We start from the raw sequence: 23,840 nt of genomic DNA, 5'->3' as shown, positions 1-23,840 counted from the left end.
GGTGGCTGAAGGATTTTTTGTCGCTCTTGATCGCCCTGCTTCAACTTCGGCCGAAGTCGGTCGCCGCTTAGGGCCCGGATTGTTCACGGTCGACGTTTTCCGGCATCGCCGGCGGGCTGACTTTTGTAGTCGTCCTGTCCGCCGTGGATCATCAATGCCTTGCCTCGTATCGCCGTTTCTCCGCCATCCAGCTTGACCATGCCGTTGAAAGCCTGGGCACGCAAAACGCCGTCGGCGCCGACCCGCTGATTTGGCATATCGCCCGCGTGCGGGCCCTTTGCGGCGAGATATCCATGTTCGGCATTTGTCGGATTGAAATGCCCCCCTGCCGAGTCATGGCCGGTCTGGTGATCGCACTTTCCAGTTTCATGAACATGGAACGCGACCCATTCGCCCGCCGGCAGTCCTGTCACCTCCAGCGCTATCAGCACACCCTGCGCCGTCTCGGTCAGCGTGGCCGTTCCGTTCTTCTCGCCGGTCATGTTGACGAATTCGGCTTTCGCGGTCGCGGTGTCCTGAGCCGCTGCAGGCATCGCGACCGCCAGCGCCAATCCTGTTGTTGCGAGCAATTTTTTCATCGACCTGGCCTCCGGTTGTCCACGGAAGCCAAACAACAAAGCGGTCTCTTCGTTCCATTTGGGAATTGAGTTTATCTCCGGCCCCATTCCACGGATTGTAAGCGTCCGGTCTGTGCACGTTCTTTCTGCAGTGCAGAATCGCAACATGTCGGATTCTTCGTTGCATGGAGGTCCCCGGTGGATTTGAGACATTTCGAGAATATTGATCCCGCTCAATCCGTTCTTCAGCTGAATCGACTACAAAGCTGCGCGGGATATGCCGAAGAAGGACAGGGTCATGATCGATCACATGGGCATCAGTGCACGCGACTTCGAATCCTCTCGCCGGTTTTATGATGCCGCGCTCACACCGCTCGGCGTCGCGACGATGATGGAAGTGCACCCCGAAGAAAGCGGCGGCTATCACGGCATAGGCTATGGGAAGGATGGCAAGCCTTTCTTCTGGCTGTCCAACGACGTCCATCATGTCGCGACGGACGGCGCGCGCGGGACGGGCATCCACATCGCTTTTGCGGCCGAAAACCGGGCCGCTGTTGACGCCTATTACGCCGCCGCGATGGCGCATGGCGGACGTGACAACGGCCCGCCGGGCATCAGAGCACATTATCATCCAACCTATTACGCGGCGTTCGTGATCGATCCGGATGGCTTCAATGTCGAGGCGGTCTGCCACGCGCCAGAATAAGCGGGCGCTTGCGCCAAAGGATTGCCCCCCCTGCTCGGTGAGCAACACCGTCAAACTCACCAGCGTCGAAAACCTACGCCTACCTCGCCGACAGCTTCCAGCGCAGGCACGACGGTCATACCCTCAATCGCCACGGCGCGCAGCCGCCCTGGGCTTGGAAGGCCGCGAATCCTGTCAAGGGATGACATCATGTGTCGTCCGCGGACGCACACCACGGATTGCCGGGCATGCGAGCTGGGGTTTCACGACGTTGGTTTACACCAATTCGAAGAGTTCCGCGGTTTGCCAGCCTGCCAGCAGTATAATGAGAGCACCAACCAGCCTGAGAAGCGTCTTTTCCGCGATTGACTTCACTACCAATCCGGCAATCGGCGCTGCGATCACGCCGCCAAGGATCAAGCCGGCAACGGGTACGAGATCTTCTGCCAGCTTTCCTGCCTCCTTCCAATGGCCCGTCAGCAACGCAAACAGGAAGGTTAGGGATACTGAGAACGTGATGAGGAACTCGCTGGCATTTACCGTGCCGAGAACGTAGCGCGGCGTGCCGCCAAAACCGAGAAGGCCCGTCGTCACCATAGGTCCCCACCCGCCACCCCCTGCGGCATCGAGAAATCCACCACCAAGTCCAAGCGGAGCTACCGCGCCTGCTGGGACCGGCTTGCTTGGTATCCGCCGGAATGAACGGAACAGGAGCCAGGCTCCGACAAGCGCAAGGTAGGTGGTCACGTATGGCTTCACGATGTCTCCTTCAAACGACGTCAGCACAAAAGCGCCGAGAACGCCGCCGAGCACGCCAAACGGCATCAGCCGCCAGAAAAGTTTCCAGTCGATATTGCGGTGATAGATGTGAGCCGAACCGGAGGCGGCAGTGGTAAACAGTTCAGCCGCGTGAACTGAAGCTGAAGCGTGTGCGGGAGACACGCCAAACCCCAGCAGCGTTGTCGAGCAAATCACGCCGTAGGCCATGCCGAGAGCCCCGTCCACGGCTTGGGCCACAAACCCCACGACCGCAAAGAGAATGAAGTCCTGCATTCAGCTCTCCAACAAAGTGCGGGCCAACAAAGTGCGGGTCGTAATTGGCGAAAGGGCGACCCGCTGCCTGCAGCGTATGCAATTGTATCTTCATGCTTCCACAATTCACCAAACGCCCGGCATCAGCAATGGTGACGACGACCGGGAAACGGTCCGCTCGACCGACGCCTTTCCTCACATCTTCAAGGTCATATGGTATCGTCAATTGCCGACCTTGCCACCACTTCTCCAGAGCTGGCCGACCTTCGCCCTACGACCGGGTCGACCGTTGCGGTGTCTATCTTTAACCAGCGTCTGTCGGCGAGAAGCATTGCGCTGCAGCGTACTATCGGGCAGGTGAGCCCGGGCCAACGGGAATTGAGCCCGGGGCCAACAGAGTGGAGCCCGGGCCAACAGAGTGATGACATGCGTCTGAGGAACTGCCACAACTTCCATGACTTTCGCAGCATGGCCAAACAGCGTCTTCCCCGACCGATCTTCAACTACATTGACGGTGCGGCCGAAGACGAAGTCACCTATCGGCGCAACAGGGCTGCCTTCGATGACTGCGACCTGGTGCCGAACGTCCTGCGCGGCGTGAGCAACGTGGACATGTCGGTGACCGTCATGGGCCAGAAGCTGGCGATGCCCGTCTACTGCTCGCCAACGGCGCTGCAGCGCCTGTTCCACCATCAGGGCGAGCGTGCGGTGGCGGCAGCGGCGGCGAAACATGGCACGATGTTCGGCGTCTCCTCGCTCGGCACCGTCAGCCTCGAAGAGACGCGCCAGATCAGCAATGGGCCGCAGGTCTACCAGTTCTATTTCCACAAGGATCGTGGATTGAATCGTGAGATGATGGCCCGGGCCAAGCAGGCGGGCGTGGAAGTGATGATGCTGACAGTGGACAGCATCACCGGTGGCAACCGCGAGCGTGACAAGCGGACAGGCTTCGCCATTCCCTTCAAGCTCAATCTCGCCGGCATCGCCCAGTTCGCGATCAAGCCATCCTGGGCGATCAACTACTATACGCATGAGCAGTTCCGGCTGCCGCAGCTCGACAGCCATGTCGACATGGGCGGCGGCGTGATGTCGATCAGTCGCTACTTCACGGAGATGTTGGACCCCTCGATGTCGTGGGACGACGTTGCCGAGATGGTGCAGCACTGGAGCGGACAATTCTGCCTGAAAGGCATCATGTCGGTCGAGGATGCCAGGCGTGCGGTCGAGATTGGCTGCACCGGAATTGTCCTCTCCAATCACGGCGGTCGCCAACTCGACGGCTCGCGTACCGCTTTCGACCAGCTTGCTGAGATCGTCGATGCGGTGGGAGACAGAATCGATGTGATGATGGATGGCGGCGTGCAGCGCGGCACCCACGTTCTCAAGGCGCTGTCGCTGGGCGCAAAGGCCGTCGGATTGGGTCGCTACTACCTCTTTCCATTGGCGGCCGCCGGCCAGGCAGGCGTCGAACGCTCGCTGGAATTGATGCACATCGAGATCGAGCGCGGCATGAAGCTGATGGGCTGCACCTCGGTCAGCGAGCTCAAGCGGCGGAACCTGCGCTTCCGTCAGTGACAGGTAGCTTCACCGCGCGCGTCCCGGCTCGCCGCAGCCGCATGGATGGGCTTGCCCAGCCGGCCGAGCTGTCGGAAAAAGGGGCTCAGCCGCCGTAGAGATTCTTGTAGCGCTCGCGCAGCACGTTCTTCTGCACCTTGCCCATCGTGTTGCGCGGCAGGTCTTCGACGAACAGCACTTTCTTCGGCTGCTTGTAGCGCGCCAGCCGCGACTTCAGCCCATCCAGCACCACCGCTTCATCGATCGCGGCGTCAGGCTGCTTGACGATCACGGCGGTGACGCCCTCGCCGAAATCAGGATGCGGCACGCCGATCACGGCGCTTTCGACCACGCCGGACAACTGGTCGATCTCGGACTCGACCTCCTTGGGATAGATATTGTAGCCGCCGGAGATCACGAGGTCCTTGCCCCGGCCGACGATGTGGACATAGCCGCGATCGTCGACCATACCGAGATCGCCGGTGATGAAAAAACCGTCGGAGCGGAATTCAGCGGCGGTCTTTTCCGGCATGCGCCAGTAGCCCTTGAACACGTTGGGGCCACGAACCTCGATCATCCCCGTCTTGCCTTGGGCCACGATCGTGCCGGTGTCGGGGTCGACAATCCTCAGGTCGACGCCCGGAAGCGGGAAACCGACCGTGCCGGCCACGCGCTCGCCATCATATGTGTTCGACGTATTCATGTTCGTCTCGGTCATGCCGTAGCGTTCGAGGATAGCGTGACCGGTCTTCTCGCTGAAAAGCCGGTGCGTCTCCGCGAGCAACGGCGCCGAGCCGGATACGAAGAGCCGCATTCCGGCGGTCGCCTCCCGCGTCAGGCCGGGATGCTGGACCAGCCGCACATAGAAGGTCGGCACGCCCATCATCGCCGTCGCGGCCGCCATCAGGCGCAACACTTCGTCGGCGTCAAACTTCGGCAGAAAAAACATCGATGCGCCGGCGAGCAGGACAACATTCGAGGCGACGAACAGCCCGTGGGTATGGAAGATCGGCAGTGCGTGGATCAGCCGGTCCCGCGCCGTGAAGCGCCAATGGTCCCGCAGCGTCATCGCGTTCGACAGCAGATTGTCGTGCGTCAGCATGGCGCCCTTCGAGCGGCCGGTCGTGCCCGACGTGTAGAGGATAGCGGCGAGGTCGTCGGGACCGCGCGCCACGTCGGCGAAGCCGGCCGAGAAGCCACCGATGCCGTCGAGCAGCGAGCCGCCGCCGCGACTATCGAGCGTTTCGAGCTTCGCCCCGTGGGCTGCCGCCACCGGCCCCACGCCGGCGGCCGAGGTCGGTGGCACCACGACCAGAGTCGGTTCGGCGTCGCCGATGAAATAATCGAGTTCGGCGAGCGTGTAGGCGGTATTGAGTGGCAGGTAGACCGCGCCGGCGCGCAGGCAGGCGAGGTAGAGCATCAACGCTTCGGGACTTTTCTCGACCTGCACGGCGACCCGGTCGCCGGGTTTTACGTCCAGCGCCAGGAGTCGGCCGGCAAGGCGGCCCGAAAAGTCTAGCATGTCGCCATAGGTCCACACGCTTCCACCCGCCGTGATGATAAAGGCCGCATCGCGCGCGGCGGCCGCGCTACGCACGGCGTCGAACATGTGGTTGTTCATCACGTCAGTTCCCTGGTCCCCTTGCCGTCCGCGGTCTTCGCCCCGACCGGCCGCTCCCGCGGGGGCGCGCGCAGCACCGCAAGCGCCCGTTGCGGCCTGTCCGCGCGCAGCAGGCGGCGGATACCCTGGGCCGCCACGACTTCGCCTCTGCCCGCGAAAGCCTCGTGATTGGTTTCGATATCATCGAGCTTGTAAAGATAGTTCACCATCAGCCCGTGTGCCTGGCGCATGCCGGAAGCCGATTTGTCGGCGAGAAAGTTGATGCGCTCGAGGCGTGCGCCATTGCCGAGATGGAAGCGCGCCACCGGGTCGACCGGCTTGCCCTGGGCGTTGCGGGCACGCAGGAGGTACCAGGCGGCGGCGGTGGTAAGAACGGGCTGCACTGCCGTGGTCGCGGCGGGAACCGAAAGCCAGTTTGGATCGTCCAGCGCCGCGAGCACCGCCCGATCAGTGTCATCGATCGCATCCGAGGTCTCCGCCCGCCGCTCGCGCGCCAGCCATTGCGCAAAGGCGGGCGCCGGCGACAACGTGACGAAAGTGTCGAGCTTCGGCAGTTCCCGGCGCAGATCCTCAACCACCTGCTTGATCAGGAAGTTGCCGAAGGAAATGCCGCGCAGCCCCTGCTGGCAGTTGGAAATGGAATAAAACACGGCCGTGGTGGCATCGGCCGCGGCGATCGCCGCCCGGTCCTCGCGCAGAACGTCGGCGATCGCGGCTGGAACGGAACGGGTGAGCGCCACTTCGACGAAGATCAGCGGCTCATCGACCAGTTGCGGATGAAAGAAGGCGAAGCAGCGGCGATCGTCGGGAGCCAGACGCCTGCGCAACTCGTCCCAGCCGTCGATCTGATGCACCGCTTCGTAGCGGATGATCTTCTCCAGGATATCGGCTGGCGTCGACCAGCTGATCGGACGCAGCACCAAAAAGCCGCGGTTGAACCATGACCCGAACAGATGCGCGAAATCGGCATCGACGGCGTCGAGATCCGGCTGGGCAGACTTCATCGCCAGGAGATTTTCGCGCATGCGCACCAGCGTCGCTATGCCGTTGGGAGCAAGATTGAGCCGGCGGATCAATTCCTGCCGCCTGGGCTCGGCGGCGGAATGCAGTTCCAGCAGCGCCTGCGGCGTCCTCAGGCCGCGGTAGTCGTCTATGGCCTTATCGAGCCGCGCGGCGTCGGGCCCGAACCTCTCCAACAGCATCACCATGAAGTCCCGGCGCTGCTCCTCGTCGAACCGCGACCAGCGGTCGAGGATGGTCTTCGCCAGGGCCATGCCCGACGCCTCGCCGTGGCTCGAAAGCAGCGTCTCGCAAATCGCCTCGACGCCGCCGGCGCCCGCCTCTTCCTTGCCGCTTGGCGACAGGAAACGGCGGCCGCGTTCGGCGATGGTCTGCAGCATGTCACCGAGAAATGAAACGCTGTTCATATCGCTACCCCCATCATCTGGTTCGGAAGCCATGTGGCGAGGCCGGGGAAGATGCACAAGATCAGGATCGCCAGAAACATCACGAGCACATAGGGCAATGCGCCCCACAGGATCTGGCGCGTCGGAATGTCAGGCGCGATGGCGTTGATGACGAAGAGATTGAGGCCGATCGGCGGCGTGATCAGGCCGACCTCCATGTTGATGGTGAGGACGATCGCGAACCAGTACGGATCGAAACCGGCCTGTGTGACGATCGGGAACAGCATCGGCGCCGTCATGACGATCACCGCCACAGGCGGCAGGAACATCCCGGCGACCAGCAGGAAAATATTGATCACGCCCATCAGCACCCAACGATTGACCTCCAGATCGGCGATCGCGGCGGCGATCGACTGGGTGATGAACAGCGACGAAAGCGCGAAGGCGAACAGTTCGGCCGCCGCCATGATCATCATGATCATCACGCTCTCGCGCATCGCCGAGCCGAAGATGCCGGCGACCGGGCGGAAGCGGAACAGCCGATAGGCGACGATCACCACGGCCAAGGTGAGCAGCGCGCCGGCGCCGGCCGCTTCCGACGGCGTCGCGAGGCCGCCGTAGAGCACGTAGAGCGTTCCCGCGATGATGAGCAGGAACGGCAATACGCGCGGCATCCCCGCCAGTTTCTCGCGCAGCGTGAACCGTACCGCGCGCGCGCCGAAGTCATAGCCCTGGCGCTTGCAGTCGATCACCGCCCAGATCATGAACATGATCGTGAGCATCAGTCCGGGAATGACGCCGGCCATGAACAATCGTCCGATCGAGGTCTCGGTGGCGATGCCGTAGACGATCAGGGTCACGGATGGCGGAATGAGGATGCCGAGCGTGCCGCCGGCGGCGATCGAGCCGCTGGCGACGGACGTCGGATAGCCGCGGCGGAGCATCTCGGGAATGCCCATCTTGCCGATGGCGGCGCAGGTCGCCGGCGACGAACCCGTCATGCCGGAGAAGATGGCGCAGGCGCCGATGTTGGACAGGACCAACCCGCCGGGGATGCGGTTCAGCCAGCGATCGAGCGAGGTATAGAGATCCGCGCCGGCCGGCGATGACGCGACCGCCGCCCCCATCAGCACGAACATCGGGATCGAGACATAGGCGAGATTGGCGATGCCCGAGAACATCGTCTCGGACAGGACATAGATGACACCCGGGCCGCTCTGCAGGAACAGGGCGCAAACGGCGGCCAGGCCAAGGGCGAAGGCGATCGGCATGCCCGTCCCCAGCAGCACGAACAGAGCGACGATGATCGTCAGGCCGGCGAAAGTCGGGCTCATCGCGGCGTCTCCGTAGATGGCGAAACGGCGGCCGCGGCTTCGAGCGCCTCCGCGGGCACATGCGTTGGCGCGGGCGCAACACCGCCCGACAGCAGGACGAGGATCTGCGCCACATATTGCAGGCACAGCATGCCGAAGCCCAGCGGAAGAGCCGATACCGGTATCCAAAGCGGCGGCGCCCAGACGCTGGAATGACGCCAGCCGCCGGCCCAGGTCTCGTGGAACTGGAGCCAACTCGCATACGCCATGATGGCGCAAAACAGCAGCCCGAGCAGGCTGGCTACGATGCGCATCGCGCGGCGGGTGCGCTCAGTGACCACCATCTCGACCACATCGACCCCGACATGTCCGCCCTTGAGCAACACGTAAGGTGCGCCGAGGAACATCGCGCCGGTCGCGGCAAACACCACGAAGTCCGTCTGCCAGATCGTCGCGGCGCGGAACACATAACGGATGAAGATCATCTGGCAGACGACGAGCATGGCGGCGATCAGTAGCAGCGTCGCGACAACCGCGAACGCCTGTGACAGACCACCGACCGACCTGATGTAGACACGTACCATGCCAATCCTCCCAGCAATGCACGGGGCCGGCCATCCGCCGGAGAGGCGGTGGCCGGCGTGGATCGCGCTGTTACTGGACGGCAAGGGCCTTCTCGATCAGCTTGTCTCCGCCGGGGACTTTCTCGGCGAAGTTCTTGTATGAAGACTGCTTGGCCAGTTCGAGCCAGGCGTCGTAGTCGGCCTTCGACATTTCGACGACTTCGACGCCCGCCTTCTTGTAGGTGTCGACCATGACCTGATCGCCCTTGCGAACTTCCTCGTTGAAGAAGGCTTCCGCCTTCTCGCCCGCCGCGAGGATCGCTTTCTGCTGATCGGCGTTGAGACCGTCGAATATCTTCTTCGAGATCAGCACCGGTTCGTACATGAACCACAGCGCGTTCTCACCTGGCGCCGTAAGGCATTTCGCGTGCTCATAGAGCCGATAGGATACAAAGCTGGCCGAAGAGGTGTTGGCGGCGTCAAGCACGCCAGTCTGCATGCCGGTGTAGATTTCGGATGAGGGCATGGACGAGATCGACGCGCCGGCGGCGACGAGCATCTGCTCGAAGGCCGGACCGGCGGCGCGGATGACCTGACCCTTGACCGTGTCCGGCGTTGTGATGCAGCCCTTCTTGGACGCGAACGCGCCGGACAGCCAGGCATCGGAAATCACCAGCGCCCCGGCGTCCTCGATGATCTTCTTGATGTCGGTCATGAACTCGGAATCGTTGAGCCGCGCGGCGCGGTCGAAATTACCGACAAGGCCCGGCATCAGCGTCGCCGAGAACTCCGGATGGCGGCCGGACGCGTAGTCGAGCGGGAATGATGTCATTTCCAGCAGGCCGCGCGTGACGGCGTTCCACTGGTCATTGGGCTTGTAGAGCGAGGCGCCCGGATACACCTGGACCTCGAGCCCGACATTGGCGGCCGCCACCTCGCGGGCAATGATCTGCACCATCTCGTCGCGGATATCGCCCTTGCCGCCGGGAAACTGATGCGAAGCCTTGAGGACCGTCTGGGCGGCGGCAACGCCGCCCATGAGGCAGGCGGCCGCGACGAGGCCCGAAATTTTCAGCACCTTCTTGATTTTCTGCACTGCAACCTCCCTTGGATTCCGGACCTCCCGCCCGAATGCTATGATTGTTTGTCGCTCTTGCGTGCAATGTCAACAGTCTTGTATACATAATCTGCGAACTGGGCCCAATCATCCGCATGACCAGCAATACGTTCCACAAACTACGCGACGAGATCGAAAATGGAATCATCACCGGCGAGTTCTCGCCTGGTGAGCGCCTCGACGAGGTGCAACTCGCCACGCGTTTTGGTGTCTCGCGGACACCGATCCGGGAAGCGCTGATGCAGTTGAGCGCCATCGGCCTGGTCGAGGCCAGGCCACGGCGCGGCGCCGTCGTCGTCGACCCTGGGCCGAACCGTATCTATGAGATGTTCGAGGTGATGGCGGAACTCGAAGGCATGGCGGGAGCGATGGCTGCCCGGCGCCACACCGAGCAGGATCGCGCGGCGCTGCTGGCGAGCCATGAACGGTGCGAACTCTCGGCGGCGAGCGAGGACACCGATTCCTACTACTACGACAACGAAGTCTTCCACCACGCCATCTATGCGGCCAGCCACAGCACCTTCCTCGCCGAACAGTGCGCCGCGCTGCATCGGCGGCTGCGCCCCTACCGGCGCCTGCAGTTGCGCGTTCGCAACCGCGTCAAGGTGTCGATCGGCGAACATGCGGGCATCATCCAGGCGATCCTCGACGGCGACGAGGCTGCAGCGCGTCAGCGTCTACGCGACCATATCGCGGTTCAAGGCGACCGGTTCAGCGACCTCGTCTCCAATCTCAGTCGACGGGACAAGACAGCCCGGTCGCCTTAACGACGGCATGGGCCACGACCTCCACGGATCGCCGACTGTCCGCCGAATACGGCGGGAGTGACAAGCGGCAAGCGCTTGTATGCCAACTTCCCATGTGGCGTGAAATCGTTTGCAATGCGAACAAAGGCGCCGGCGAGTGGTCGGCCGCGCTCCCAAAGTTGAGCTTCGTGCTGGCAGAGGAGACGTTGTGAAGGTCGTGAAATGGCCGATTGATAGCCAATATGGAGTTGAATCCGTCGGACGCCATTCAAGCGGTCAATCTAAAAATCCTTCGCCGCCCGCATCGCGCAGTGGATGAGCCTTGCGGTTAGTTCCCTGGATTTGCGGCCGGAAAGATCGAGTTGGCGGAAGCGCGACCATACCGGAAAGCTCATCAGCGCGGCGACGACCTCCACGGTACGCTTCGACGCCTTGGAAGGGGCCAGCGCCTCCCTGACATAGGCTTCGACGCCGGCCTCGACGGCCTTCAGGAAATAGTCGAGCGCCGGAATGAGATCGCGGTCGCGGCCTGCGAGGCCGAGTCGCAGCGCACCGCGCTGGTAGAAGGCGTCGATCTCCTCGACGAGCCTCGCTAGGCGCTCGTTGGTGCTCGTCAACCCGTCGAAGGCGCCTGCGGCGCTTTCGGGGGTCGGCGGGCGCATTTGCTGCCACACGTGACCGCCGCAGGCCTGCACGAGGTCGCCAAGCGTCGGAAAATGCCTGTAGAGCGTCGCCTGGCCGAGCCCCGCGCGTTTCGCGATGTCCGAGAAGGTCGTCGGCGCCACACCCTTCTCGTCGTGCAGTTGCATTGTGGCCCGGAGGATGCGCTCACGCGTATTGTGCCAGTCGTCGGCGCGCTTGCGCATCTTGTATTCGCGAGGCATTCGGCCTCCAATTTGACAAAAATATAATTCCGTGAAATAGATAGTCCGCTAAATCTGCCGGGGCAACTCACTTTCTCTTGGGCCAGCAGCAAAGTTGGAAAGCAGGCGTGAACCGATCGCGGTTTTCACGCACTCATGAAGCGAGCAAGGAGGATTGCCCGAGTGCTTCAGAATGCTTCCACAAGGATCGTGGTCGTGGACGACGAGCCTGACGTCCTTTCGATGGTGTCGGACTATCTCGGGCGCGGGGGCTGTCATGTGAGCCGCTGCGCGAACGGGGCCGAACTCGACCGGGCGATCGACATGGTGGCGCCGGACCTCGTAGTGCTCGACGTCAACCTGCCCGGCGAGGATGGCATCTCGATCGCGCGCAGGCTGCGGGCGACGAAGCAGGTCCCGATCGTCATGCTGACCGCGCTGGCCGACACGATCGACAGGGTTGTGGGGCTCGAAGTCGGCGCCGACGACTATGTGACCAAGCCGTTCGACCTGCGCGAGCTCGCCGCGCGCGTGCACGCCGTGCTGCGCCGCGCACAGGCGGCCGGAGGCTGCCCGGCAGTGCCGCAGCGGCCCCAGTCAGCACGGGAGCGGCGGCAACTGAACGTCGCCTGCTTCGGCGAAGCCTTCCTCGACTTCGACGCGCGCCGCCTGATCGACCGGAACGGCGCCGACCTGCCGATCACCGCGACCGAATTCGAGATGTTGTCGACCTTCGCGCAGCACCCCAACAAGGTGCTGACGCGGGACCGCCTGCTCGGTGACTCGTCGGAGCACGGCTCAGGCTGCTGCGACCGGGCGATCGACATAAGGGTGACGCGCATCCGGAAAAGGATCGAGGTCAACCCGACCAGGCCGCAGGTCATCAGGACCGTGCGCAGCGTCGGCTACGTCTACGTTCCGCCAGCTTGAACGGCGCGAGGACAAAGCCTGCCCGCAAGCGAGGCGGCTCCCGCCTCAACGATCTCCAGCGCGACGCCGTCATCTATGCGGCGGTGGTCGATTCCGCTCTTGATGCGGTGATCGTCGTCGATGAGGAGGGGCGCGTCGTGACGATGAACGCGTCCGCCGAGACGACGTTCGGCTATTCGAAGAGCGAAGCGATCGGCCTCTCGATCAGCTCGCTGATCGTGCCCGACCACCACAAGGAGGCGCACGAGGCCGGTATGGCCCGCTACCGCGCCACCGGCGTACCGCATGTGCTCGGCCGCCGCGTGGAGATGGATGCGCGGCGCAAGGACGGCACGATCATCGCGGTCGAGCTGGCGATCACGGAAGTGAACCTACCGGACGGGCGCTATTTCACCGCCAATCTGCGCGATCTCTCCGCGGCGAAGGCGGCGGCCGCGGAAATCCAGCGACAGCGCGAGGCGCTTCACCAGAGCGAGAAGCTCGCCGCGATCGGTTCGCTGCTCGCCGGCGTCGCACATGAGTTGAACAACCCGCTGTCGGTGGTGCTCGGGCAGGCGACGGTGCTGCAGGAGGAGCTTGAGGGGAACGGCTTTGCGGAATCGGCGGGCGAACGGGTCAAGCAAATCCAGGTAGCGGCGGAGCGCTGCGCACGCGTGATACGCTCCTTCATGGCGATCGCCCGCCAGCAAAAGGCAGAGAAGCGCGCGGTGGCGGTGGCGCCGCTGCTAGACAGCGCGATCGAGCTCTTGGCCTACGGGCTGAGGAGCAACGGCGTCGCGGTGTACCGTGACTATGACGAGGCGATGCCCGAGGTCTTCATCGACCCGAATCAGTTGCAGCAGATCGTCGTCAACCTGATCGTCAATGCGAACCAGGCGCTGCAGGAAGCCGCGGGCAGCCGCGCCATCGAAATTCGCACATTCGTAGGGCTCGAGGGCAAGGCAAGGATCGTCGTGGACGATAGCGGACCGGGAATTCCCGCGGCTATTCAGATGCAGATCTTCGAACCATTCTTCACGACGAAACCTCTAGGGATCGGCACGGGCATCGGGCTTTCGATCTCGCGCGGCCTGGCCGAGTCGCAGGACGGCCAACTGGCGCTCACCGCCTCGTCGCTCGGCGGTGCGGCGTTCGAGCTGACGCTACCCCTGGCGACCGGTTCGGAGATGAAGGTCGAGGGTGTCGGCAAGGCGACGGATACGGTTTCGGATCGAGGCACCGTCGCGCTGCGGGCGATCGTCATCGACGACGAACCACAGATCGCGAAGCTGATCGCCGAGGCTCTCTCCCGCAAGGGCTACCGTTCGGACATCGCCAGCAGCGGCGCGGAGGCGCAGGCGCTGATTGCGGACGCTGCCGGCGGCTACGACGCGGTGATCTGCGACCTGCGCATGCCGGACATGGACGGACCGGCCCTGTTCCAATGGATCAAAGCGTACCATGCCGCACTCGTCGAACGCACGTTGTTCGTGACCGGAGATGCGCTCGGCCCCGCGGCCGGGCGTTTTCTCGCCGAGTCCGGCCGTCCATTCCTCGAAAAACCGTTCACGCCGGCGGACGTCGCAAGACTCGTCGCGGATTTTGGCCCGCGCGGCCGCTGAAACCATTCCGGAAACATTTGAAATGAGTCCGCCTGCGCGGCGCAATCCGCGCGATGCATCGCGGGTGCATCCTGTTTCCATCGTCAAACGACGGCGATGCGAGCGGAATGAACCGCGTACATCGAAGCTCATGGCGGATGCAAGACCTGATCCAGGCGACGTCCGCGAACCAACCAGAGGAGAATGAAATGAAACAGAGGACCATTACTTTCCACAGCATAGGCGCGGCGATCGTCATGTCCGCGCTCGTCGCAGGTGCCGCCACCGCTGCCCAGATGAAGGCAGTCGGACCGCAGCCGGGCGACTGCAAGCGGGCCTACGAAGCCGTCAACGGCCCCTCGTTGCCCGTCGCCCAGGCCATGTGGGTCCAGTTGGTTGCCTCGAAGTACGGCAACAAGTGGGCCCAGTGGGCCGGCGCCAAGAACAAGTCGATCACGCCGCTCGGCGGTTCGCAGTTCCAGGCGCGCGCCAAGCCATGCTTCTATCAGCCGGTTCCCTGAGCCTGAACGCGTGAGAATGATGGCGCGGTGAAAGCTGCGCCATTATCCATTTCGTCCAAAGGCGGGAGCGTAGCCGCTTACGCCGCCATGGGTTAAACGTGCGGCTCGACGGTCTTTTGGTATCCGTCACGAACCCACGGCCATTGCGGTCGCTGTGGGTTGTTTCGCGGACCCACTGTTCCCGCAGGCCGTGCATGGCGAAAGCCACCATGGGTGGGTCGTGCGCCGGCCTGGCTGGAACTCGTGGTGCGGCGAGGACGCCGCTACTCCGCCGCCACCCCCTTCACCTCGAGATAGCTCTCCATCGAATCGTCCATCGCCTGCAGCCACAGCGTATGGTGCAGCGGCGCCATCGTGCCGGTCATCAGCGAGCGGTAGGCGTGGTCGCGGAAGCCCATGATGTCTTCCACCTTGTGGTGCTCCCACTCCATGAAGGTCTGGTTGACCGCCTCGACATCGAAGCCCGGATAGTCGGTCTGCTCCATCAGCTCCTTGGTGTAGTCGCCCTGGAACCAGATCATCTGCTCGGCGTCTTCCAGCGTTTCCTCGCGCGCCCGCCATTTCGCGCCGTGTTCCGCCATCGCCTCGGCCGAAGGCAGCTTTATGCGGCCCATGATGACGTCGCGCGCGAACCAGGCCTGCGCGTCGAACATGTTGAAGGTGTAGAACTGGTCCTGCATGCCGATATAGGACAGTTGCGGGTTCTTCTCCCAGACGACGCCCTCATAGAGCCCGTCCGGCCACATGCGGTTGGCGGTCTTGAGCTTCAGATCGTCGGTGAGGAACGGGAACGAGTGCAGATAGCCGGTGCACAGGATGATGGCGTCGACATCCTTGGTGGAGCCATCCTTGAAATGCGCGGTCTTGCCGACGACCTTCTGCAGCAGCGGCACTTCCTTCCAGTTGTCGGGCCATTTGAAGCCCATCGGCTTCGAGCGGTAGCTGGAGGTGATCGATTTGGCGCCGTATTTGTAGCATTGCGAGCCGATGTCCTCGGCCGAATAGGAGCGGCCGATGATCAGGATGTCCTTGTCCTTGAATTCCATGGCGTCACGGAAATCGTGGCTGTGCAGGATGCGGCCGTTGAAAGTCGAAAAACCTTCGAAATAGGGGACGTTGGGCACGGAAAAATGCCCCGAGGCAACGACGACGTTGTCGAACTCTTCCGAATAGGTGACGTCGTTGGTGCGGTCATGCGCGGTGACGGTGAACTTTTTCGTCTCGTCGGAGAAGGTCACCATACGCACCGGGCTGTTGAAGCGCACCCATTTGCGCACGCCGGATTTTTCGACGCGGCCCTTGATGTAGTCCCACAGCACGGCGCGTGGCGGATAGGAGCCGATCGGCCGCCCGAAATGCTCCTCGAATGTGTAGTCGGCGAATTCGAGGCACTCCTTCGGTCCGTTCGACCAGAGGTAACGGTACATCGAGCCATGCACCGGATCGCCATGCTCGTCGAGGCCGGTGCGCCAGGTGTAGTTCCACAGGCCACCCCAGTCGGACTGCTTTTCGAAGCAGACGACTTCCGGAATATCCGCGCCCTTGTCGGCAGCCGACTTGAAGGCTCGAAGCTGGGCCAGGCCGGACGGTCCGGCTCCGATGACGGCAACACGACTTTTCATTCCGGGCCTCCCGATCTCATTTCTCTAACGAAACAAATTTCACTGACAGGACAGTAATTCGCCGTTCAATGCTGTCAACAGCCTTGTCGCGAAACCTCGTTTCATCAAGGTCGATTTTCCAGCGGGATCCACGCTAGCAGCCCGCGGAGCATACGAGAAATCAATCGTGGATGGCTTGCTGTGGCGGTTGCGCTTCTGTATCGGCACCGAATATGTTCACCGTGAGTGAAATAAATCCACAGAGTCCGGAGTAGCGACATGGCGAAAACAGCTTCCGACCTCAAGAATGGTGCCGGCGCCGCTCTGGCCAAGACCAAACCGTCGCCGAAGGCGACCGACGGACGAACGATCCGAACACCGCTGACGCAGAACCCGCACGCCATCCGCGACACCCGTGAAAAAGTGCTGGAGGTCGCCATCGGCCGCGAGGTGCGGGCGTTTCGCAAGAAGCTCGGCATCACCGTGGCAGACCTGGCCGTGGCCACCGATATTTCGCTGGGCATGCTGTCGAAGATCGAGAACGGCATCACCTCGCCGTCGCTGACGACGCTGCAGGCCTTGTCGCGGGCGCTTGGTGTTCCGGTCACCGCCTTCTTTCGCCGTTTCGAGGAGGAGCGCAGCGCCGTCTTCGTCAAGGCCGGCGAAGGGCTCGATGTCGAGCGCCGCGGCACGCGCGCCGGCCACCAGTACAATCTGCTCGGCCATATCGGCTCGAACACCAGCGGCGTCGTCGTGGAACCCTATCTGATCACGCTGACCGAGGATTCCGATGTATTTCCGACCTTCCAGCACGAAGGCATGGAGTTCCTCTACATGCTCGAAGGCGAGGTTACCTACCGGCACGGCAGCAACCTCTACCCGATGAAGCCCGGCGACAGCCTGTTCTTCGACGCCGATGCGCCGCACGGGCCGGAAGTGCTGACGGTCCTGCCGATGCGCTACCTCTCGATCATCTGCTATCCGCAGAGCAGCGCGGGTTGAGCGGGACGCAAGCAGACCCCCTCACCCGGATTGCGAAGGACAATTCGGGGCAATCCGACCTCTCCCCGAGGGGAGAGGAGGTCGCCAGCGTTGATGCCAGCCTCTTCTCCCCGGCGGGGAGAAGGTGGCCCGAAGGGCCGGATGAGGGGGACTCGCTCAATCCGGCCCGAAGCCCGGCGACGTCGGGCTGCCGTCGTCGAGCTTCGACAGCCATTCGACCAGCGTCGGGCGGTAGCGTGTCAGGCCCTTGTAATTGGCGAGTTCCTCGGGGAGGTCGCGGATCACGCGGTGCAGGCGCCTTGCCCATTTGGGCTGCGTCACCAGTTCGTCCATCTTGATCAGATAGCAGCGGATCGGGAAGACGATGCCGTTCGAGCGCGGCAGCCGCCAGAAGCTTTGCAGCTCGACGCGCAGATGGACCTTTTCGCCGACATTTTCGGGCGTCACCGTGGTGCGGTCCGGACCCCATTTGTGATAGTTTTCCGGGCTGGTGTCGAGGCGCGGATTGATGGTCATCGTCCAGTTCAGGCGCCGCGCCGGCTTGCCTTGCTGGATGTTGGTGAGGAACTTCAGCGCCCGGGTGAAAATCCCCTTCTCATGCGCCAGCGGCACCGGCGCGTGCCACTCGAAGAAGTTCATGCCGATGTCGAAATCGAGCGACCAGTCGGCCTGGGTGGTGACCATGCCGGCATCCATCCACAGATTGCCGTCACGCTGGTCGAGAATGCAGAAATCTCCCTGGCTCTGACGCGTGATGTACTCCATCGGCCCGTAAGGCAGCGTCGAGACATCGCCGAAGGTGAAGGTGTCGTCGATGCCGAGCGGCCGGTTGATCCAGCGCCAGCGGTCGCCATCGCGCGTCAGCGTGAAATGCTCGGGATAGCCCAGCGCCTGCTGCTCCATCAGAAGTTCCAGCAGGTCCCAACCGGCCAGCGTCATATGCGGCAGCGACTGGCAGCGCAGCGGGTCTTCGGCAAGCACCAGCGCGCGGTCCTGCATCTCGGCGACATAGTGCTCGTCGACGTCGATCAGGTTTTCGAGCACGCTGCCCTTCGGACCGACGACATGCGGCTCGATATTGACCGCATACATGTAGCTGTCTTCGTGGAACGGGAACGGGAACCGCCTGATGTGCTCCGGGCTGTTCTTGAAGGTGAAGTCGTTACGGAACGTTTCCTTGCGAAAGGTGATGCCCAAGCTCGCCTCCTATCTTTCCAGCACCAGCGACCTGCCCTCGAAGCGCGACACGCAGGGCATGATCTTCCCGCAGGATCGATGCTCTTCCTCGCTCAGCCAGTGATCGTTGTGGATGAATTTGCCGTCATGCGAAATCACGTTGGTTTCGCATTGGCCGCAGACGCCGCCGCGGCAGAGATAGGGCGGATCGACGCCGGCCGCCTCGATCGCCTCGAGCAGGCTCTGCTGCTCGCCGACGCGGATCGTCTTGCCGCTGAGGGCCAGCGTCACGTCGAACGGGGCGCCGGGCTGGGGGGCGGCGAAATGCTCGAAATGGACGGTTTCCGCCGGCCAGCCCAGGCTTGCTGCGTGATCGCGCACCCAGTCGATCATGCCCGACGGGCCGCAGACATAGAGATGCGTGCCGAGCGGCTGCGATGACAGCAGCCGGTCGAGTTCGATGCGCTCGTCGCGGTCGTCGTGATAGAGCCTGACCCGACGGTCATAGCGCTCTCGGAGCACATCGGCGTAGGTGCCTAGCGTGGCGGTGCGGCAGGTGTAGTGCAGTTCGAAATTGCCGCCTTCCGCCGCCAGTTGCGCGGTCTGCGCCATGAACGGGGTGATGCCGATGCCGCCGGCCAGCATCAGGTGTTTTTTGGCGCGCAAATCGAGCGAGAACAGGTTGACCGGGTAGCTGATCACCATTTCCAGCCCCGGCTTGACGCTCCGGTGCATGAACAGCGAGCCGCCGCGGCCGGCATCGTCGCGGCGCACCGAGATCGTGTACTCGCGCGTATCGAGCGGCGAGCCCATCAGCGAATAGGGATTGAGCCTGGTCCGCCCACCGTCGCGCATTTCGACGACGACATGGGCGCCGCCGGAAAACGTCGGCAGAAGTTCGCCGTCACGCCGGCGGAAATGGAAGCGCGTGACCAATTCGTTGACCGGGACGACGTCGCTCACCACGACGTCGAGCTTGGTGGTGCCGGTGCTCATCGATAGATCTCCTCCGTGGGAGGAATTTCGCTGCGGTCCTCGGCATTGATGCACACGCCCTGGAATGCCGCGAGGCGCCTGGAGTAATGATCGCGTACCAGAAGAAGCAGGCCACAATGCGAACAGGTCGCCGGCTGCGTCGTCACGTTTTCGGTGATGCCCTTGCAGTGAACGCATTGGACGCGACGCGCCAGCGAGCCGCGATGTTCGGTCTGGATTGATGTGTGATCGATGCCAGCTTCGAGCGCCGCCTGCATGGCCTGGCCGATCAGCCCCTCGGTGCCGGCGAGATAGAGCCGCAGGCCCATATGCGCGTTGGCCAGCGTCTGCTTCAGCCGCGGCAAGGCGCTGGCGAAGGAAGGACCCTGGTAGAACTGCGCCGGGTTCAGCGCTTCGAGCGCGGCGACATGCTTGCCGTCAGCACCGGGGATGAAGATGATGTGGGCATCGCCGAAAAAGCCGGTAGGCGCCTTGGCGGCCAGGTCTGATATCGCCAGCGCTCCTTCCGCATCCGCCACGAAAAGATGGTGCTTGCCGGGCTGCGGAGACAGGGTTCCGTAAACCGGCCGGCTGATGATGCTCTTCGCTGCCATTCTCTCAGTATGCCTCAGCCTTTCGCCGTGCGCTTGGTCTTCTTTGGATCGTCGAACGGAAGCGGCTCGGCGGTCGCGCTGATGGCGCCGCTCTTGTTGCGGATTTCGAGCCTGGTGCCTTGGACGGCACAGTCGACGTCTAGCCGGGCGATGCCCATCGATTTCTTGACCAGCGGCGAATACATGGCGCAGGTCACCACGCCGACCTTCTTGCCGTCGCGGTAGACCGGCGCGCCCTCGTCGGCCGGTTCCTTGCCTTGGAGCAGCACGCCGAAGATCTTGAAGCGCTCCTTGCCCTTGAGGCGATAGTGCTCCTCGGCGCCGCGAAAGCCTGTCTTGCCGGGGCTGACGGTGAAGTCGAGGCCGAGTTCCCACAGCGTATCGCCGGGGCCTTCGTTGTCGAACGGATATTTCTGCGAATTGTCGTAGGGGTAGAACAAGAGGTAGCTCTCGACGCGCAGCATGTCGAGCGTGGTGAACCGGCACGGGATGATGCCGGCGCTCTTGCCCTCGTCGAGGATGGTGTCCCAGATCGTGCCGGCATCCTGGCCGCGGCAGAATATCTCGTAGCCGCGTTCGCCGGTGTAGCCGGTGCGCGAGATCATCACGGGAAAACCGAACAGCCGCGTCTGCATGTGGTGGAAATAGTTGAGGTCGCGAATGCCAGGCACATGCTTTGTCAGATAATCGACGGCTATCGGCCCCTGCAGCGAAAGGTCGTGCAGATTGTCGTCGAAGCGCAGCGAGACGTCGCGGCCCATGGCGGCGCGCTGCAACTCCTCATGACCGGTGCCCGAACCGTGCACGACCATCCAGGCATTCGGGCCGGTGCGGTAGAGGATGCAGTCGTCTGTGAACTTGCCGGCCTCGTTGAGCATGCAGGCATAGGCCGACTTGCCGGGATATATTTTCTCGACGTCGCGCGTCGTTGCGAGGTCAATCAGGTGCGAGGCATGCGGCCCGGTGATGTGGACCTTCTTCAGGCCCGACACGTCCATCAGCCCGGCCTTGGTGCGGATGGCGATGTATTCCTCGTCGGCGTCCTTGTCGTAGGTCCAGGCGGTGCCCATCCCGCTCCAGTCTTCGAGCTTCGAACCGAGCGCACGATGGCGATCCGCCAAGGTCGAAAATCTCCAGGATGCCGTCATGGACTTGCTTCTCCTCAACACGATTGCCGACGTTTTCACCGCTTCAGGGCGTCAGAGCCACGCGGCGGTCCACGCCATATTGACTCAAAACTCCAAAAGCGCGCAATACTAAGATGCAAAAAGTTTTACTGAGAGGCAAGGAACGCAACTGAACGGAGGGGACATGAAATGGAAGGGAATCTCAACGCTCTAACGACCATCTTCACGGAATTCTATTACTGGGTGACCATCGTCATGATGTTCCTCATCCACGTCGGCTTCTGCATGTACGAGGTCGGCGTGTCGCGCCGGCGCAATCATCTGAAAACGCTTATGAAGAACGCGATGGCGATCCCGCTCGTCACGGTTACCTTCTATCTTTTCGGCTGGTGGATCTATTTCGGGTTCCCCAACGGGCCGGGCATCGCGGGCGGGCTTGTCGCGGCACCTTTCGCCGAACCGTGGAATCCGCTGATGGGCACTCATCTGTCCGGCGTCAATCCGGGCGAGACGGGGGTCACGCCTACCGACGCCGCGCTGTGGCATCGCCTCAACGGCGTGTTCTGGGGCGCCTTCCTGCTGTTTTCCATCACGACGGCGTCGATCATCTCGGGTTCGATCATAGAACGCGCGCGCTCGGGCGCGTTCTGGATCGTCGCGGTACTGGTCGGCTCGGTCCTGTGGATCCTCGACGCGTCCTGGGGCTGGCATCCGCAAGGCTGGATGGTGAAGCTCTGGGGCTATCATGACGCCTATGCATCGGGTGTCGTGCACGCAATCGCCGGCGGAGCGGCGCTCGCCTTCCTCATCGTGCTCGGTCCGCGCATCGGCAAATTCAAGCCGGACGGCACACCGCGCGACATCCCGCCTCACAATGTGTGGCTGGTCACGATCGGCCTGTTCCTGATCTTCACCGGCTTCTGGGGCTTCTATGCCGCGTGCAACATTCCGCTGATCAGCCCGGCCACGATTGCCGGCCAGATCACCGGCGAGACCTGGACGGCGACCAACATCTATCTCGCGCCGACGACGCTCTCGGCGATCACCTTCAACTTCCTGATGTCGCTGTCGGGCGGCATGCTGGCCGGATACATCGTCTCGAAAGGCGACCCATTCTGGACATTCTCGATGGGGCTTTGCGGCGTCATCTCGGCCTCGGCCGGCAACGATCTCTATCATCCTGTCCAGGCATTGCTGATCGGCGCGATCGTGCCGACCATCTGCTACAAGCTGCATTATTTCGTCGAACGCCGCTTCAAGATCGACGATGCGGTGGGCGCCGTTGCCGTGCACGGCTATGGCGGTTTCCTCGGGGTCGTGGTGGCGGGCTTCATGCTGTGGGGACAGCCGTCCTCGCCCTATGAGGGCTTCGCGCACATCAACCCGCTCGGCAATTTCGCCGGTGCGGTGCTGATGGTCCTGCTCGGTTTCGTCCCCACCTTCGTCGTTTGCAAGATCCTCAACGGCATGAACCTCCTGCGCGTACCGGCGAAGGTGGAACTCGAGGGCTTCGACTTTGCCCTCAATCATGCTTTCGAGGCGTCGGTCCGCGAAGTGGGAACCGCCGAAAAGGCGATGGTCAAATAATCAACGGACAAGGAGAACCGCAATGTCGACCAATGGAATGGAAAGCTGGGCCGTCGACCTCAAGGATGTCGGCGCGATCTACCCGTTTCAGGGCTCCGAGGGCTTGATGGTCATCATCGGCCTCGTCTTCTGGATCGGCTGGCACATCCTCCAGACGCGCCACGAGAATGCTGAAATCGAGGCCGATATGGCCGCGGACCGCAGCGGAGAGGAAACGAGAGCGGCGATCGACCGCCATTAGACCGGAACACGTCGCCTGGCGCCTCGATTACGCCAGGCGACTTGTTTAATATGAAAAAAACTTTCATGTGAGTTGAATTTGACCCATGAAGCTGGTAGCACCCAAATCATACCTCACCTCGGGAGCCTGACATGTGCGGAATCGTCGGACTGTTTTTGAAGGACAAGTCGCTTGAGCCCCAGCTCGGCTCGATGCTGTCGCAGATGCTGATCTCGCTCAGCGATCGCGGCCCCGACAGCGCCGGCATCGCCATCTACGGCGCACCAACCGGCAACGAGGCCAAGATCACCATCCAGTCGGCAAGGCCGGAGCAGGATTTCCGCAACCTCGACGCCGAACTCGCCAAGGCGATCGGAGCGCCGGTGACGGTCAACGTGAAGTCGACCCATGCGGTCGTCAGGACCACGCCCGACAAGATCGATGAAGCGCGCGAGACCATCCAGGCGCTGCACCCCGACGTCCGCATCATGGGCGCCGGCGACGTCGTCGAAATCTACAAGGAAGTCGGCTTGCCCGAAGCGGTCGTCGATCGTTTCGACGTGCGCAGCATGACCGGCACGCACGGCATCGGCCATACCCGCATGGCGACGGAATCGGCGGTGACGACGATGGGCGCGCATCCGTTCTCGACCGGCGCCGACCAGTGCCTGGTGCACAATGGCTCGCTGTCCAATCACAACAATGTCCGCCGCGAGCTGATCCGCGAAGGCATGACATTCGAGACCGAGAACGACACCGAGGTCGCGGCCGCCTATCTCTCCTCGCAGATGGCGCATGGCAAGAATCTCGGCGAAGCGCTGGAAGGCACGCTGAGCGACCTCGACGGCTTCTTCACCTTCGTCGTCGGCACCAAGAACGGTTTCGGCGTGGTGCGCGATCCGATCGCCTGCAAGCCCGCCGTCATGGCCGAAACCGACCAGTATGTCGCCTTCGGCTCGGAATATCGCGCGCTCACCAAACTGCCCGGCATAGACAGTGCGAAGGTCTGGGAACCCGAGCCCGCAACCGTCTATTTCTGGGAGCATTGAG

23 protein-coding genes are annotated in these 23,840 nt (G+C 62.8%); 10 read left to right on the top strand and 13 right to left on the bottom strand.

Features of this window, described 5'->3' with window-relative positions; translation table 11 throughout:
- Positions 1–83: 83 nt before the first annotated feature.
- Positions 84–578 (bottom strand): superoxide dismutase family protein, encoded by a 495-nt coding sequence (locus IQ26_RS03865; protein ID WP_145713800.1) that lies wholly within the window; start codon positions 576–578, stop codon positions 84–86.
- Between the two features lie 277 nt (positions 579–855).
- Between IQ26_RS03865 and IQ26_RS03860 the strand changes: the two genes are divergently transcribed.
- A complete protein-coding gene (locus IQ26_RS03860) occupies positions 856–1,263 on the top strand; it encodes a VOC family protein (RefSeq protein ID WP_145713772.1) in 408 nt (135 codons plus the stop codon).
- 255 nt (positions 1,264–1,518) lie between these two features.
- Here IQ26_RS03860 and IQ26_RS03855 read toward each other — a convergent pair whose 3' ends face one another.
- The gene (locus tag IQ26_RS03855) at positions 1,519–2,295 is read right to left on the bottom strand and encodes a sulfite exporter TauE/SafE family protein (RefSeq protein WP_145713769.1); all 777 of its coding nucleotides are present in this window, start codon (positions 2,293–2,295) and stop codon (positions 1,519–1,521) included.
- A gap of 405 nt (positions 2,296–2,700) precedes the next feature.
- On the opposite strand from IQ26_RS03855, the gene IQ26_RS03850 reads away from it, so the two are divergent.
- Positions 2,701–3,849, top strand: a complete 1,149-nt coding sequence (locus IQ26_RS03850) for an alpha-hydroxy acid oxidase (protein WP_145713766.1) — start codon at positions 2,701–2,703, stop codon at positions 3,847–3,849.
- An 85-nt stretch (positions 3,850–3,934) separates the two neighbouring features.
- On the opposite strand, the gene IQ26_RS03845 is transcribed toward IQ26_RS03850, so the two are convergent.
- From IQ26_RS03845 to IQ26_RS03825, 5 genes are all read right to left on the bottom strand, one after another.
- Entirely contained in the window at positions 3,935–5,449 is a 1,515-nt protein-coding gene (locus IQ26_RS03845; protein WP_145713763.1) for a malonate--CoA ligase, read from the bottom strand.
- Positions 5,449–6,876 carry a malonyl-CoA decarboxylase gene (locus tag IQ26_RS03840; protein ID WP_145713759.1) on the bottom strand — a complete coding sequence of 476 codons (1,428 nt, stop codon included), beginning with the start codon at positions 6,874–6,876 and terminating at the stop codon, positions 5,449–5,451. Before IQ26_RS03840 ends, IQ26_RS03845 begins: the two co-directional genes overlap by 1 nt.
- Positions 6,873–8,189: a TRAP transporter large permease gene (locus tag IQ26_RS03835; RefSeq protein ID WP_145713756.1), complete on the bottom strand. Its 1,317-nt coding sequence runs from the start codon at positions 8,187–8,189 to the stop codon at positions 6,873–6,875. Before IQ26_RS03835 ends, IQ26_RS03840 begins: the two co-directional genes overlap by 4 nt.
- The gene (locus IQ26_RS03830; RefSeq protein ID WP_145713752.1) at positions 8,186–8,752 is read right to left on the bottom strand and encodes a TRAP transporter small permease subunit; all 567 of its coding nucleotides are present in this window, start codon (positions 8,750–8,752) and stop codon (positions 8,186–8,188) included. Before IQ26_RS03830 ends, IQ26_RS03835 begins: the two co-directional genes overlap by 4 nt.
- A gap of 70 nt (positions 8,753–8,822) precedes the next feature.
- Positions 8,823–9,770 carry a TRAP transporter substrate-binding protein gene (locus IQ26_RS03825; RefSeq protein ID WP_167522660.1) on the bottom strand — a complete coding sequence of 316 codons (948 nt, stop codon included), beginning with the start codon at positions 9,768–9,770 and terminating at the stop codon, positions 8,823–8,825.
- A gap of 173 nt (positions 9,771–9,943) precedes the next feature.
- On the opposite strand from IQ26_RS03825, the gene IQ26_RS03820 reads away from it, so the two are divergent.
- Positions 9,944–10,615 (top strand): GntR family transcriptional regulator, encoded by a 672-nt coding sequence (locus IQ26_RS03820; protein ID WP_145713744.1) that lies wholly within the window; start codon positions 9,944–9,946, stop codon positions 10,613–10,615.
- A 260-nt stretch (positions 10,616–10,875) separates the two neighbouring features.
- Here IQ26_RS03820 and IQ26_RS03815 read toward each other — a convergent pair whose 3' ends face one another.
- Positions 10,876–11,478 (bottom strand): TetR/AcrR family transcriptional regulator, encoded by a 603-nt coding sequence (locus IQ26_RS03815; protein WP_145713741.1) that lies wholly within the window; start codon positions 11,476–11,478, stop codon positions 10,876–10,878.
- A gap of 162 nt (positions 11,479–11,640) precedes the next feature.
- On the opposite strand from IQ26_RS03815, the gene IQ26_RS03810 reads away from it, so the two are divergent.
- The 3 genes from IQ26_RS03810 to IQ26_RS03800 all read left to right on the top strand — a co-directional run bounded on the left by IQ26_RS03810 (position 11,641) and on the right by IQ26_RS03800 (position 14,488).
- Positions 11,641–12,387: a response regulator gene (locus IQ26_RS03810; RefSeq protein WP_240546984.1), complete on the top strand. Its 747-nt coding sequence runs from the start codon at positions 11,641–11,643 to the stop codon at positions 12,385–12,387.
- A gap of 83 nt (positions 12,388–12,470) precedes the next feature.
- A complete protein-coding gene (locus IQ26_RS03805) occupies positions 12,471–13,988 on the top strand; it encodes a hybrid sensor histidine kinase/response regulator (RefSeq protein ID WP_145713734.1) in 1,518 nt (505 codons plus the stop codon).
- Between the two features lie 188 nt (positions 13,989–14,176).
- A complete protein-coding gene (locus IQ26_RS03800) occupies positions 14,177–14,488 on the top strand; it encodes a hypothetical protein (protein WP_145713731.1) in 312 nt (103 codons plus the stop codon).
- Positions 14,489–14,751: 263 nt separating this feature from the next.
- Here IQ26_RS03800 and IQ26_RS03790 read toward each other — a convergent pair whose 3' ends face one another.
- The gene (locus tag IQ26_RS03790) at positions 14,752–16,110 is read right to left on the bottom strand and encodes an NAD(P)-binding domain-containing protein (protein WP_145713727.1); all 1,359 of its coding nucleotides are present in this window, start codon (positions 16,108–16,110) and stop codon (positions 14,752–14,754) included.
- A gap of 258 nt (positions 16,111–16,368) precedes the next feature.
- Here IQ26_RS03790 and IQ26_RS03785 point away from each other — a divergent pair, with 258 nt between their 5' ends.
- Positions 16,369–17,091 carry a helix-turn-helix domain-containing protein gene (locus IQ26_RS03785; protein WP_145713723.1) on the top strand — a complete coding sequence of 241 codons (723 nt, stop codon included), beginning with the start codon at positions 16,369–16,371 and terminating at the stop codon, positions 17,089–17,091.
- Positions 17,092–17,247: 156 nt separating this feature from the next.
- On the opposite strand, the gene IQ26_RS03780 is transcribed toward IQ26_RS03785, so the two are convergent.
- Genes IQ26_RS03780 through IQ26_RS03765 form a run of 4 tightly spaced genes read right to left on the bottom strand, consistent with a single transcriptional unit; the run spans position 17,248 to position 21,004 of the window.
- The gene (locus tag IQ26_RS03780) at positions 17,248–18,288 is read right to left on the bottom strand and encodes a heme-dependent oxidative N-demethylase family protein (protein ID WP_145713721.1); all 1,041 of its coding nucleotides are present in this window, start codon (positions 18,286–18,288) and stop codon (positions 17,248–17,250) included.
- A gap of 9 nt (positions 18,289–18,297) precedes the next feature.
- On the bottom strand, positions 18,298–19,263 hold the full coding sequence (locus IQ26_RS03775; RefSeq protein ID WP_145713718.1) for a PDR/VanB family oxidoreductase: 966 nt from the start codon (positions 19,261–19,263) through the stop codon (positions 18,298–18,300).
- On the bottom strand, positions 19,260–19,856 hold the full coding sequence (locus IQ26_RS03770) for a dimethylamine monooxygenase subunit DmmA family protein (RefSeq protein ID WP_145713715.1): 597 nt from the start codon (positions 19,854–19,856) through the stop codon (positions 19,260–19,262). The genes IQ26_RS03775 and IQ26_RS03770 overlap by 4 nt, the downstream gene beginning before the upstream one ends.
- Positions 19,857–19,870: 14 nt before the next feature.
- Entirely contained in the window at positions 19,871–21,004 is a 1,134-nt protein-coding gene (locus tag IQ26_RS03765) for an aminomethyl transferase family protein (protein ID WP_145713712.1), read from the bottom strand.
- A 168-nt stretch (positions 21,005–21,172) separates the two neighbouring features.
- On the opposite strand from IQ26_RS03765, the gene IQ26_RS03760 reads away from it, so the two are divergent.
- The 3 genes from IQ26_RS03760 (at position 21,173) to IQ26_RS03750 (ending at position 23,839) form a co-directional block, all read left to right on the top strand.
- The gene (locus IQ26_RS03760) at positions 21,173–22,570 is read left to right on the top strand and encodes an ammonium transporter (RefSeq protein WP_145713709.1); all 1,398 of its coding nucleotides are present in this window, start codon (positions 21,173–21,175) and stop codon (positions 22,568–22,570) included.
- Between the two features lie 22 nt (positions 22,571–22,592).
- Entirely contained in the window at positions 22,593–22,811 is a 219-nt protein-coding gene (locus IQ26_RS03755) for a hypothetical protein (RefSeq protein WP_145713706.1), read from the top strand.
- Positions 22,812–22,942: 131 nt separating this feature from the next.
- Complete coding sequence (locus IQ26_RS03750; protein WP_145713703.1) at positions 22,943–23,839, top strand: class II glutamine amidotransferase; 897 nt, start codon at positions 22,943–22,945, stop codon at positions 23,837–23,839.
- The last annotated feature ends 1 nt before the right edge of the window (position 23,840 follow it).

The organism is Mesorhizobium tianshanense, from assembly GCF_007830515.1.
GTDB lineage: Bacteria > Pseudomonadota > Alphaproteobacteria > Rhizobiales > Rhizobiaceae > Mesorhizobium > Mesorhizobium tianshanense.
Note: the sequence above shows the minus strand (reverse complement) of the source record. Positions and strands in the feature narration are given on the sequence as shown.